Here is a 12,358-nt window from a genome sequence, read left to right on the forward strand (position 1 = left end):
GGGGAGGCGACCGGTCGGGCCAACCGTCAGAGTCCCGCGGGTGCCGCCATCGTGTCGGCGTACCGCGGCACGGTACGGGACCAGAAGTAGCAGCCGCGGATCCAGCCGGCCATGCCCTCCACATAGCCGGCGCCGGACGGGCTCAACTCAGGCCTGATCTCACCGTAGAGATCCTCGAACTCGCGGATCGTGCGGTTGATGTGCCGTACGGCCAGGGTGACGGCCACCGGCAGGGAGCACCGGTGTGTGCGCTGGTAGGCGAGGGCCAGGTTGATCATGCCGCCCGCGCGCTGTTCCTTCACCGCGGAGAAGAGGTCGGGTATCCACACCGCCGCGTCGGCCGACAGCCGGCTCAGGCGTCGCATGGCGGGGTGATGGATCTCCTCCGGGGTCAGTTCGCACGGCTGGGCGGCCTCGCACAGCGGGTAGAACGGCTCGACGCCGGCGATGAGGGAACGTATGGACCGGCACAGCCCGCTGCCCACCGGTTCGGAATGGGCCTGGGCCGCCGCTTCGTACAGGAGGCCGTGCACGTACTCACGGCTGTTCCAGGCCCATCGCGCTGCCTGATCGGGTGTGCACCGCTCCCGGACCTGTCGGTACAGGTCGGCCAGGGCGGCCCCGAGCGGGGTGGTGGGCGGCCGGCCGTCCCGCAGGATCGCGACGCTCTCGCACAGCATGGGCAGCAGCCGGCCGGGTGAGCGCCGGCCGACGTCCTCCGCCTGGTCGTCGAAGACGAACTGGTAGGCGATCTGGTTGGCCACGATCTGGAGGAGCCCGGGATCCATGTCCGGACTGTTGCAGGCCGCGAGTTCGGCGGGACGTGTATAGGAGATCATGGCCGCCACTGCCGGGTCATCGGTCAGACCCCAGGTCCTGAGCCATGAGTCGACGCCCGCCGACGCTTCGGGCGCGTGGGGATTGCGCTCGAACGGGAACGGCATGTAGAGGTTCGCGTCGATCAGGTCCCGCAGATTGACCGCCTGAATTCCGTCATGTGCGGCGAGCGATATTTCCTCATGCGTCGTGGACATCGTTGCCACCTGCCGTTCGGGAGTTGAGGACGACGGGGCAGGCGGCTGTCCGGGGTGCGCGGTGATCCGCCCCGGGCGGTGTGCTCGCCGGCCTCCTGACACGCGGTTCGCAGGTCATGACCAGTCCCCTCGGCCCCAGCGAGGCCGCGGGGCGCAGTCGTTCCTCGTAGCCGGGCAGATGGCGCAGCCGCCAGTGGCGGGTGATGAACGAGACCGCCACCATGGCCTCCGTCATGGCGAGCGTCTCCCCGATGCATTTCCGGCGGCCCGCTCCGAACGGGATCATCGCTCCGGGGCGGACCGCGACGTCCCGCCCGGGCAGCCAGCGGTCGGGGAGGAAGCGGCCGGGGTCGGGGAACAGGGCCGGGTCGTGGTGCAGGAGGTACGGGCTGAACACGACCGTGGCGCCCCGCGGGAGCCGTTGCCCGGCGAGCTCCGTCTCCTTCGTGGTGACGCGGGTGAAGAGCCAGCCGGGCGGGCGGTGGCGAAGGGTCTCGGTGACGACGCTCCGCGTGTGGACGAGGCGCGGAAGTTCGTCGGTGCCGGGCGGCCGTCCTGAGGCGAGCACGCTGTCGACCTCGGAGTGCAGCCGGCGTTCCTCCTCGGGATGCCGTCCCACCAGTTCCAAGGCCGAGGAGAGGCACAGGGCAGTGCTCTCGGCGCCGGCGAACATCAGCGTGATCACCTGCCCGTGGACTTCCCTGTCGCTGATCGCCGTCCCCACGCCGTCGCCCCGCGCCGCCGCCAGCAGGGTTCCCAGCAGATCGTCCCGGTCGTCCCGGGCGGCGCCTCGCCGGCGTTCGGCGACAGCCGCGTCGACGATCGCGCGCAGGCGGCCGGAAGCCTGCCGGTAGCGCCGGTTCGCCGGAGTGGGAACACGGAACAGGGCGTCGACCGGCATCACCGTGCGGACGAACATGCCGCGGACCACGGTGGCCAGGCACCCGCGCATCTCGTCGGCCGTCGCGGGGTCGAGCGAGTCGGAGAAGAGCAGGCGGCTGATCACGCGGGTCGACAGGTCCATCATGGTCGCGCTGACGTCGACCGTCTGCCCGCCCCGCCACCCGCGGCACACCGACTCCACTTCCTCGCCCATCAGTTGCACCTGGTCGGCGACACGGGCCTTGCGGAAGCCGGGCTGGAGCAGCCTGCGCTGGCGCCGGTGATCCTGATGGCGGCAGGTGCCGACGCCGTCCCCCAGTAATGTCCGCAGCCGGTCGTAGAGCGGGCCGCCCTTGTCGAACGTCTCCGGGTCCGCGAGTACCTGGTGGACGAGATCCGGGTGACAGGCCATCCAGGCACGCTGCGGACCCAGGCGTATTTCGACCAGATCCCCGTGCGTGGGCAGAGATTCCAGAAAAGCCAGCGGCCGACGGACCAAGTCGATACCGTGACCCAGGAATGGGAATATGCCTGGAGCAGTGCCCACTGTCCAATTTCGGGCCGGTCCGGGAACGGAGCCGCTCATCGAATACCACCTGCCTCGGTCGGCACACGGGATTGCGGTGCGGGTCGCACCGATTTGACGCTCGCCTCAGTCCTGCCCAGTGAAATCCGCCGACGGCTCGCCGAATCCTTTCTCCATAGGGGCGCACGGAAGCACGGAGGGGCGTCGGGCGAATCACGATTGCTGCATGCATTCAGTTCGTTAATGCTTTTCTGTGCACGGAGAAATCCGTGTTCCGTCTGTGCTCCTGAAGAGCACGGCAGTCGCGCGACGTGCCTGGCATGAACATGGAGACCATGGCGATGGAGCCGTCCCGGCTACACGGCTCCCGCCATGAGAGTCCCCGCCCGAAACGGCCTAGGCGTCCCGGTCCGTTTCGACGAATCGGGCCAGGTTCGCCAGGGCCATGCGCGTGCCCGTCTCGTTGTCCGCGGCGGGTACGGCGTCGGGGATGCCCTCGTGGACCACGAGGACGTCGGTGCCACCGCCCTCCGCGTCGGTGAGCGTCGTCGTCATGGTCATCGTTCCGGCCAGCGCGGGGTCGGTGGTCTCGAACTCGAGCATCTCGACCACCTGCTCGCCCGGCACGAGCCGCGCGAAGTGGCCGTGGTACGTGTCGGTGTGGGCGGCCGACTTCCCCGTGGCGTCCGGCGCGTCGTACGTCAGCGAGACACGGAACCTGCCGCCCTCGCAGGCGTCGAACTCGTGCACCTCGCCGCTCATCCCCTCCGGCACCCGCCAGCGCGCGATCGCCTCCGCGCTCACCAGCGCCCGGTAGACGGCCGGACGTGGTGCGTCGACATGTCCGGAGACCCGCGTCGTGTACATGCCTCCCACCCTACGGCGGTGTTCGCACCAGCCCGTTCAGGCCCGGCCGGGCACGTCCGTCCCGGTCGGCAGCGGCGGCTCCGCCTCGATGTGCCGCAACTCCTCGTCGGTGAGCAGCCGGGAGCGGATCAGGAAGCGGACGCCCTCCGGGGCCTCCAGGGAGAAGCCGCTGCCCCGGCCGGGGACGACGTCCACCGTGAGATGGGTGTGCGACCAGTACGTGTACTGGTCCGCGCTCATCCAGAACGGGGTGTCCCCGGCCACCTGCCCCAGCAGGACGTCCGAGGCACCGACCCGGAACTCGCCGCGCGGGTAGCACATCGGGGCGCTGCCGTCGCAGCAGCCGCCGGACTGGTGGAACATCACCGGCCCGTGCGCCCCGGTCAGCCGCCGCAGCAGTTCCCCGGCGGCCGGGGTCAGTTCGACACGTTCCGTGCGGGTGGGGTGGTTCGTCATGCGATCCCTCCTGGCCGGTCGGTCCGTCTATCTTGGCAATCGGTACGAGCATGCCGTTGTGAGCACGAGAACAGGAAGGCCCCATGACCGACACCGATGCGTGGATACGACGCTTCTTCCCGAGCCCCGACGCCCCCGTGCAACTGGTCTGTCTGCCCCACGCGGGCGGTTCGGCGTCCTTCTTCCGGCCGGTGGCCCAGGCGTTGACCCCCCGGGTCGAGGTGCTCTCCGTCCAGTACCCGGGCCGCCAGGACCGTCACAACGAGCCCATGATCGACACCATCGACGGTCTCGCGGACCAGGTCAGCAGGGCCGTGACGCGCACGGTGGACCGCCCCTTCGCCCTGTTCGGGCACAGCATGGGAGCGACGCTGGCCTTCGAGGTCGCCGTACGGCTGGAGCGGGCCGGGCGGTTCGCCGAGCGGGTCTTCGTCTCGGGGCGCCGCGCACCGTCGTGCTCCCGCGACGAGCGGGTGCACCGGCGTGACGACGCCGGGATCATCGCCGAACTGCGCGGACTCAGCGGCACCGACCAGCGGATCTTCGGGGACGAGGAGCTGATGCGCATGATCCTGCCGGCCCTCCGCAACGACTACCGTGCGGTGGAGACCTATGTGTGGGCGTCGGGCCACCGGCTCCGCAGCCCCCTCACCGCGCTGACCGGGGACGAGGATCCCAAGGCGACCCACGACGAGGTGCGCGCCTGGAGCGCCCACACCGACGGCGACTTCGAGATGAAGCGCTACCCCGGCGGGCACTTCTTCCTCATCGACCACGCCCCGGACGTGATCGGCCTCATCGGCGAGCGTCTGGCCCGGCCCGCCGCGAGCCCGCGCTGACTCACCGGCCGTTCAGATGGGCCAGCACGGCCAGCACCCTGCGGTGACCGCTGTCGCTGGGCGGGAGGCCGAGTTTCAGGAAGACGTTGCCGATGTGCTTGCTGACGGCGCGTTCGGTGACGACGAGGGTCCGCGCGATGGTCGTGTTGTCGTGGCCCTCGGCCATCAGCCTCAGCACCTCGCGCTCACGCGGCGTCAGCGAGTCCAGGGGCGAGTCGCGGCGCCGGCCGAGCAACTCGGTGACCACCTCCGGGTCCAGGGCCGTGCCGCCTCCCGCGACCCGGTCCAGCGCCTCGAGGAACTCGTCCACCCGGCCCACCCGGTCCTTGAGCAGATAACCGACCCCGCTCGCCCCGCCGCCCAGCAACTCGGCGGCGTACGACTCCTCCACGTACTGCGAGAGCACCAGCACGGGCAGCCCGGGAATTCTCTCGCGGGCCTCCAGCGCGGCGCGCAGGCCCTCGTCCCGGAAGCCCGGCGGCATCCGGACGTCGAGCACGGCCGCGTCCGGACGGTGCTCCAGCAGCGCGGGGAGGACCTCGGGGCCGGTGCCCGCGACGGCCGCCACCTCGTGCCCGGCCGAGGTCAGCAACAGCACGAGCCCTTCTCTGAGCAGGGCGTTGTCCTCGGCGATCACCACACGCACGGCAGCTCCACTTCGATCACGGTAGGCCCCCCGACGGGGCTGGTCACGGTCACGGTCCCGTCCAGGGCGGCGACACGGCGGCGGATGCCCAGCAGCCCGGAACCGCCGCCGGACTCGTCCGCGCCGCCCACGCCCTCGTCCCGGACGACGGCCCGCAGCCCGGTGCGCAGGCGTTCCAGGACGACCGACGCCCGACCGGCGCCGCTGTACTTGGCGGCGTTGGTGAGCGCCTCCGCCACGGCGAAGTAGGTGGCCGCCTCGACCGCGGCCGGGGCCCGGACCCCCTCGCCCTCCAGGCCGGCCACCCGCACGGTCACCTCGAGCCCGCTGACCGCGGCCAGGGCCCGCACCGCACCGACCAGGCCCCGGTCGCTGAGGATCGGCGGATGGATGCCCCGCACCACGTGCCGCAGCTCGGTCAGCGCCTCCTCGGCCTGCTCCTGCGCGCCGGCCAGCAGCCGGTGCGCGGCCCGCGGGTCACGGTCGTAGGCGCGCACCGCGAGCCCGATCCGCATGGACAGCGCTACCAGCCGGGCCTGTGCCCCATCGTGCAGATCCCGCTCGATGCGGCGCAGTTCGGCCCCGTGCGCCGCGATCGCGTCCGTCCGGGTGGCGGCCAGCTCCTCGACCCGGGCGGCCAGCCGCGCCCTGGGCGAGGGCTTGAGCAGGGTCTCCGACCAGCCGGCCTCCACATCGGCGAGGCGGGTGATCAACGGCAGGACGAGCGCCTCACGGCGCGCCGGACCGCACCGCACGCCGTCGACGACCAGACCCAGCGGCCACAGGGGCAGGGCCAGGAAGAACAGGGCCCCGTAGACATAGGAGGCCGCCATCCAGCGCAGGTCGGCGAGGGTGCCGGGGTCCCGGACCGCGATGCGCAGCCGCTCCTTCAACGGACCGGTGACGGGCTCGTACGCCTCGGGGATCTCCCGGCCCGTCCAGGCGGCCACCAGGGCGCGCTTCGCCCCGGCTATCCGGCGGATCAGGAGCACCGTCTCGGGCAGCAGCCACGCCCCCACGACGCAGACCGTGGCGATCGCCGTGATCAGCAGCACGGTGATGAACAGGTACAGGCCGAAGGCCAGCAGCGCGGCGGTGAACAGATGGAGCGTGGCCCGCCCGGCCTGCCGCACCGCTCCGCCCAAGACGCCGGCCGGACCGGCCCGTTCGGCCACCGTCATCCCTGGCGCCGCATGTGCCGGTGGATCCAGGCCGCCTGCCCGCCGTCGACGAGCAGATCGGTGCCGGTGACGTACCGCGCCTCGGGGCCGGTGAGGAAGGCCACCGCGTCGGCGATCTCGCCCGGTGTGCCAGGCCGGCCCGCGCCGCACGCGTCGAGCATCCTGAGCATGTGCCCGTCGGCGTCCGAGTCGGCCTCCGCCTTCGCCATGGCGGTGGCGATGACACCGGGGCTGAGCGTGTTGACGCGGGCGCCGAGCCGGTTCCAGGCGAGGGCGGCGGCCTGCACGCGGACGTGGTTGGCGCGTTTGGCGAGGATGTAGGCGGCGGTCGCGTCGTCGCCGAGCCCCGTGACGGCGTCAAGACCGAGCAGCTCCTCGGCGGGAGCCGTCGCCAGGGCGGCCTCGTCCTCGGCGCTGATCGAGGCCATGTGCCCGGCCAGACTGGCGACACAGACGAGCGAGGTGCCTCTCACGGCCACCTTCTCGAACGCCTCGATCACATAGACCGTGCCGAGCAGGTCCACGTCGAGGATCCTGCGGACCGAGGCCGTCGCGGCGGCGACCCCGGCGGTGTGCACCACGGCGGTGACGCGCCCCTGCTCCGCCGCCGTCCGGGCGAGTCGCTCCACCGAGGCACGGTCGGAGACGTCGGTCGGCACGCCCCGCGCCGTGTATCCCTCGGCGCCCAACTCCGTCACGACCTGATCGAGCCGCTCGGGCGCGTGGTCGGCGAGGATCAGCGTCCGTCCGCTGCCCAGCCGGCGCGCTACCGCCGTTCCCATCCCGCCCGCTCCGGTGACGACGACCACGTCGCGCGGGTCGTCCGTACGGTTGTGCATATGCGATCTCCTTGCTGAGAGAGGGCGGGAGCGGCACGGGTCCGCTCCCGCCCGGGGTCAGGCCGCCTCGGTGCCGGCGGCCGGTACGGCGTCGCTCCAGGCCGTCCCGCCCGCGATGGCCTGCCGCCAGCCGCGGACGGCCTTGGGCGGCATACCGACCGCGAGGGCTCCGGTCAGCCGCTCGCCGGTGCGATAGGCGGCCACGAACCTGCGCTCGACCAAGTCCCCGTCCACCACGGCGACTTCGTCGTGCCCGCGCAGATAGCCGTATGCCTGGATCTTCATGTCGTACTGGTCGGACCAGAAGTACGGCACCGGTGCGAACGGCCTGCGCGCTTCCGGCGCGGCGAGCAGGTTGCGGGCGGCGGCCATGCCCTGCTCCGCGGCGTTCGTACGGTGCTCGATCCGCATGGACGTCCCGAACAGCCGGTTGTCCCACCGGGCCACGTCACCGGCCGCGTAGACGCCCGGCGCGGCTTCGCAGTGCTCGTCGCAGAGCACGCCGTCGCCGACCCGCAGCCCGCTGTCCGCCAGCCACTCGGTGTTGGGCAGCGAGCCGATGGCGACCAGCACCTCGTCGGCCTCGACGAGTTCGCCGTCCGCGAGCCGCACGCCCCCGTCGGTCACCCCGGTCACGGTGACACCGGTGCGCAGTTCCACACCGCGGTCGAGGTGGGCCTGCGAGAGCACCTGCCCGACCTCGGTGCCGACGGCGTGCGCCAGCGGCACGGGAGCCGGTTCCAGCAGGGTCACCCGGGCACCGAGACCCCACGCCACCGCGGCGGCCTCGGCACCGAGGAACCCGGCGCCCACCACGACCAGCCGGCAGCCCGGCCGCAGCCGCTCGCGCAGCGCCAAAGCGTCGTCCAGGGTGCGCAGCACGTGTGCGCCGCCGTCACCGGGAAGCCGCCGCGGCCGCACCCCGGTGGCCACGATCAGCCCGTCGTAGGGCACTCGCTCCCCGTCGGCCAGACACACCGTACGGCCCGTCATGTCCAGCCCGGTCGCCGCCGACCCCAGCCGCAGGTCGAGGCCGAGAGCGTCGAGGTCGGTCCGCGGGCGCAGCGGCAACCGCTCGGTGCCCCACTCGCCGGAGAGGATCTGCTTGGACAGCGGGGGACGGTCGTACGGGGCGCGCGGCTCGTCACCGACGAGGGTGAGCGTGCCGTCGTAGCCCGCCCGGCGCAGCGTCTCCACGGCCGCGAGCCCGGCGGCCGAGGCGCCGACGACCACGACGCGCCTCACGACTCCACCAGCCGGATCGCGGCGGCCGGGCAGATCGCCACGGCCTCCTCCACCTCGCCGCGCAGTTCCTCGCCGGGCCGCTCCTCCAGCAGGATCGCGACCCCGTCGTCGTCCCGCTGGTCGAAGACGTCAGGCGCGGCCATCACGCACTGCCCCGACGCCACGCACTTCGGTACGTCCAACTCCACACGCATGCTTGTCATCTCTTGTTCCTTCAGGAGGGGAGAGGGAGGGTTCACCAGGCCACGGGCAGGCTGTGCACGCCGTAGGTCGTCCCGGTGTGGTCGAACTCCAGGTCCTCGATCGCCGCGTCCAGCCGCAGGGTCGGGACGCGGCGGTAGAGCGTGCCGTAGACGACCTGGAGTTCCAGGCGGGCCAGGTTCTGGCCCAGGCACTGGTGGGGGCCGTAGCCGAACGCCTGGTGGATTCGGGCCGGGCGGGTGATGTCCAGCCGCTCGGCCTCGGGGAAGACCTCCGGGTCCCAGTTCGCGGCGTGCAGGTCGAAGATGATGCCGTCGCCCCTGCGGATGACGACGTCACCGATCTCGATGTCGTCCTTGGCGACCCGGCGTACGCCGGTCTGGACGATGGACAGATAGCGCAGCACCTCGTCCACCGCGTTCGCGACCAGCTTCGGGTCGTCGCTCTCGCGCAGCAGGGCGAGCTGGCCGGGGTGCTGGAGCAGGGCGAGGGTGCCGAGGCTGATCATCGTCGCGGTGGTCTCGTGACCGGCGATCAGCATCGCGACGCCCATGTGGACGGCCTCGGTGTGTGTCATCTCGCCGGCCCGCACCCGGCCGGCCATCTCCGACAGCACGTCGTCGTCCGGGTCGGCCGCCTTCCGCGTGATCAGGCTGTCCAGATAGGCGGCCAGCTCACCGCTGACCCTCCTGGCCTCCTCCGCCGACACCGAGCTGTCCAGCACCAGGCTGCTGCTGCGCTGGAAGAAGTCGTGGTCCGAGTACGGCACTCCGAGCAGTTCGGCGATGACCAGGGACGGCACCGGCAGGGCGATCGCCTTGAGCAGATCGACCGGGTTGGGGCCGGCGAGCAGCTGGTCGATCAGGTCGTCGACGATCTTCTGGACCGGCTCCCGCATCTTCTCGATCCGCTTGACGACGAACGGCCCGTTGACGGTCCGCCGCAGCCGCGTGTGCTCCGGGGCGTCCGTGTTGGTGATGAGCCGCGGGGAGTTCGCAGCGATGGACGCCCGGTGGGCGTTCACGTACGGGAAGCCGGGGTCGAGGTCGTCGTCGCTGACGCGGGAGTCGGTCAGCAGGGCCCGCTGGTCGGCGTGGCGGGTGACCAGCCAGGGCGTGCTGCCGTTCCAGATCCGCACCTTGGTGATCGGCTTCTCGTCCCGCAGTTCCTGGGCGACCGGGGCCGGAGCCAGCGGGCACTCCGCGGCGCGCGGCAGCGGGTACTCGGGCAACGGGCCGGTGGCGCCGGTGACGGGGCAGGACAGGGCATCGGACATGACGTCTCCTCAGTGATGTCGGGCGGGGGAGGGGCGGAGTCGGGGCATCGGTATGGAAGCGGAGCGGGCTGACAGCTCCCGGTCAGCTCCCTGACCTCGAGCTGACGTGACGCACGTCACTCGACGTCGGGCCGCGATGTCTCAGGCGTGGGCCGTGGCGCGGTGGTGGGCGACGATCCCGCCGGCCGCGCCGAGCGAGACGAGCCCCATGGAGGCAGCGGCGGCGATTCCCCTCACGCCGTCCAGGGCGAAGTACATCGCCACGGCCGCACCACCGTTGAACAGGAACAGGAACCAGAGCGTGCCCGGCCTGGACAGGAAGCCCTTGATCCTCGGCTTCTTCGCGAGCCGCGTGCCGGTGACGAGCGCGACGGCGGACCCGGCGATGGTCGCCACGTCCTTCCGGGTGCCGTCGAGGACGGCACCGGCGCCCAGGGCGGCGCCGAGACCGACGGTGAAGAAGCTCCAGAGCAGCAGGTTGGCGACGAACGACTTGACGGTGGCGAGGAGTGCGGACATGGAGGTACCTCTCGGGTGGGATGCGGGGAAGGGAGGGTGAGTTCGGCGTTTCCGGCCTGCTCACCACGATCCCGTCGGCCGCGTGCCGCGACGAGGGAGCGCGCTCCCGAACCGAGGGTGCAGCGGGCTACACCACGGCCGTTCGGAGGCCGGCGCCTGGGCTGCTGCTCACTAGGGCCTGTCTGACAAATCCACGCCTGCTCCGCGGCGTCTGGCACGCACGCTCGCCGCGTTGCCGAACCGCCCACGTGGCTCCGCCACGAGGACGCTCCGGCGCCTTGCGATCGCACGCACCAGACGCCGCGGAGCCCGCCCTTCGGGCGGACGACGGGGATTTGTCAGACAGGCCCTAGGAGCGCGCCCCGGAGGCCTCGGCGGGTTCGGCGGGCGCTTCGGCCTGCTGGTCCGCTGCGGCGGCGGTCTGCCGGCGCGGGAGGAACGAGGCGAGGAAGAAGGCCAGCAGGGCCGCGCCGGCACCGAGGGCCATGACGGTCTTGAAGCCGTTCTCGGAGGGCAGGGCGTGCCCCCCGAAGCCGGTCGTCAGCTGCGCCAGGATGACGCCCGCGAGGGCGCTGGCGAACGACGTTCCCATGGAGCGCATCAGGGTGTTGAGGCTGTTCGCCGCCGCCGTCTCGGAGGCCGGCACCGCGCCCATGATCAGGGCGGGCATCGCCCCGTAGGCGAAGCCGACACCGCCGCCGATGACACAGGCGACCAGGACGATGTGCCAGACCTCGGACATCAGCACGATGCTCAATCCGTACCCGGCGGCCACGACGACGGCGCCGATCATCAGGGTGATCTTGGGGCCCTTCGCCTTGGTGAGGGCGGCGGACACGGCGGACATGGCCATCATCACCAGTCCCTGCGGGGCCAGGATCAGGCCGACGGCCAGCATGGACTTGCCCAGCCCGTAGCCGGTCTGCTCGGGCAGCTGGAGGACCTGGGGCAGGACGAGGGACATGGCGAACATCGAGAAGCCGAGCGCGACCGAGGCGAGGTTGGTGAACAGCACCTGGCGGCGGGCGGTGGTGCGCAGGTCCACCAGCGGCTGGCCGGTGCGCAGTTCGTACCGTCCCCACAGCAGGAAGACCACGACCGCGGTGGCGAACAGACCCAGGGTCGTGCCGCTGGTCCAGCCCCAGTCGCCGCCCTTGGAGACGGCTAGCAGCAGGGACACCAGCGCGGCCGACAGGCCGAGGGAGCCGAGCAGGTCGAAGCTGCCGCCGGTGCGGACCTTCGACTCGGGCACGATCAGCACCAGGAGCGCCAGGGCGACGACACCGAGGGCGGCGGAGATCCAGAACAGCGTGTGCCAGTCGTAGCGGTCGGCGATGAAGGCGGCGGCGGGCAGGCCGAGGGCGCCGCCGACGCCCAGGGAGGCACTCATCAGGGCGGTGGAGCCGGCGAGCCGCTCGGCGGGCAGGACGTCCCGCATGATGCTGATGCCGAGCGGGACGACGGCCGCCGCCAGGCCCTGGAGGGTCCGGCCGGCGATCATCGGGACGAGCGAGTCGCTCAGGGCGCAGACGACCGAGCCGGACACCAGCAGCCCCAGGCTGACGAGCAGCATGCGGCGCTTGCCGAACATGTCACCGAGGCGGCCGACGACCGGAGTGGCGACGGCGGCGGCCAGCAGGGTGGCGGTGATCGCCCAGGCGGCGTTCGACGCGGAGGCGTCGAGGTAGCGCGGCAGCTCGGGGACGATCGGGATGACCAGGGTCTGCATCAGCGAGACCACGATCCCGGCGAAGGCGAGAACCCCGACCACGGCGTTCGATCTGGGCGGAGCGGCTGATCCGGTCTTCGCGTGGTGGGCGACGGGGTGGGACATGGAAGCCTCCGGG

The 12,358-nt window shown here is 71.8% G+C and carries 13 protein-coding genes; 1 reads left to right on the forward strand and 12 read right to left on the reverse strand.

Translation table 11 applies throughout. The annotated features are described in order from the left end of the window. Positions 1-26: 26 nt before the first annotated feature. From AC07DF_RS17500 to AC07DF_RS17515, 4 genes are all read right to left on the reverse strand, one after another. Positions 27-1,034 carry a (-)-alpha-amorphene synthase gene (locus AC07DF_RS17500; protein ID WP_478971559.1) on the reverse strand — a complete coding sequence of 336 codons (1,008 nt, stop codon included), beginning with the start codon at positions 1,032-1,034 and terminating at the stop codon, positions 27-29. Next, positions 1,018-2,502 carry a cytochrome P450 gene (locus tag AC07DF_RS17505; protein ID WP_478971561.1) on the reverse strand — a complete coding sequence of 495 codons (1,485 nt, stop codon included), beginning with the start codon at positions 2,500-2,502 and terminating at the stop codon, positions 1,018-1,020. Before AC07DF_RS17505 ends, AC07DF_RS17500 begins: the two co-directional genes overlap by 17 nt. A 336-nt stretch (positions 2,503-2,838) precedes the next feature. Beyond that, positions 2,839-3,309 carry an SRPBCC domain-containing protein gene (locus AC07DF_RS17510; RefSeq protein ID WP_478971563.1) on the reverse strand — a complete coding sequence of 157 codons (471 nt, stop codon included), beginning with the start codon at positions 3,307-3,309 and terminating at the stop codon, positions 2,839-2,841. A 36-nt stretch (positions 3,310-3,345) separates the two neighbouring features. Beyond that, complete coding sequence (locus AC07DF_RS17515) at positions 3,346-3,765, reverse strand: DUF779 domain-containing protein (protein WP_478971565.1); 420 nt, start codon at positions 3,763-3,765, stop codon at positions 3,346-3,348. A gap of 83 nt (positions 3,766-3,848) precedes the next feature. Here AC07DF_RS17515 and AC07DF_RS17520 point away from each other — a divergent pair, with 83 nt between their 5' ends. Next, positions 3,849-4,604, forward strand: coding sequence for a thioesterase II family protein (locus AC07DF_RS17520; RefSeq protein WP_478971567.1), 756 nt, complete (start codon positions 3,849-3,851; stop codon positions 4,602-4,604). Between the two features lies 1 nt (position 4,605). Here the strand turns inward: AC07DF_RS17520 and AC07DF_RS17525 are convergent, their stop codons facing one another. The 8 genes from AC07DF_RS17525 to AC07DF_RS17560 all read right to left on the reverse strand — a co-directional run bounded on the left by AC07DF_RS17525 (position 4,606) and on the right by AC07DF_RS17560 (position 12,345). After that, entirely contained in the window at positions 4,606-5,250 is a 645-nt protein-coding gene (locus tag AC07DF_RS17525) for a LuxR C-terminal-related transcriptional regulator (RefSeq protein WP_478971569.1), read from the reverse strand. Beyond that, positions 5,238-6,431, reverse strand: a complete 1,194-nt coding sequence (locus AC07DF_RS17530; protein ID WP_478971571.1) for a sensor histidine kinase — start codon at positions 6,429-6,431, stop codon at positions 5,238-5,240. The genes AC07DF_RS17525 and AC07DF_RS17530 overlap by 13 nt, the downstream gene beginning before the upstream one ends. Next, positions 6,428-7,270: an SDR family oxidoreductase gene (locus AC07DF_RS17535; RefSeq protein ID WP_478971573.1), complete on the reverse strand. Its 843-nt coding sequence runs from the start codon at positions 7,268-7,270 to the stop codon at positions 6,428-6,430. The genes AC07DF_RS17530 and AC07DF_RS17535 overlap by 4 nt, the downstream gene beginning before the upstream one ends. Positions 7,271-7,327: 57 nt before the next feature. Continuing rightward, positions 7,328-8,515, reverse strand: coding sequence for an NAD(P)/FAD-dependent oxidoreductase (locus AC07DF_RS17540; RefSeq protein ID WP_478971575.1), 1,188 nt, complete (start codon positions 8,513-8,515; stop codon positions 7,328-7,330). Continuing rightward, on the reverse strand, positions 8,512-8,709 hold the full coding sequence (locus AC07DF_RS17545) for a ferredoxin (RefSeq protein WP_184599145.1): 198 nt from the start codon (positions 8,707-8,709) through the stop codon (positions 8,512-8,514). The genes AC07DF_RS17540 and AC07DF_RS17545 overlap by 4 nt, the downstream gene beginning before the upstream one ends. A 41-nt stretch (positions 8,710-8,750) precedes the next feature. Next, complete coding sequence (locus AC07DF_RS17550; protein ID WP_478971577.1) at positions 8,751-9,992, reverse strand: cytochrome P450; 1,242 nt, start codon at positions 9,990-9,992, stop codon at positions 8,751-8,753. A gap of 141 nt (positions 9,993-10,133) precedes the next feature. Then, positions 10,134-10,511, reverse strand: coding sequence for a hypothetical protein (locus AC07DF_RS17555; RefSeq protein ID WP_478971579.1), 378 nt, complete (start codon positions 10,509-10,511; stop codon positions 10,134-10,136). 349 nt (positions 10,512-10,860) lie between these two features. Then, a complete protein-coding gene (locus tag AC07DF_RS17560; protein ID WP_478971581.1) occupies positions 10,861-12,345 on the reverse strand; it encodes an MFS transporter in 1,485 nt (494 codons plus the stop codon). Positions 12,346-12,358 lie beyond the last annotated feature (13 nt).

This window comes from Streptomyces sp. NPDC044719, assembly GCF_056433405.1.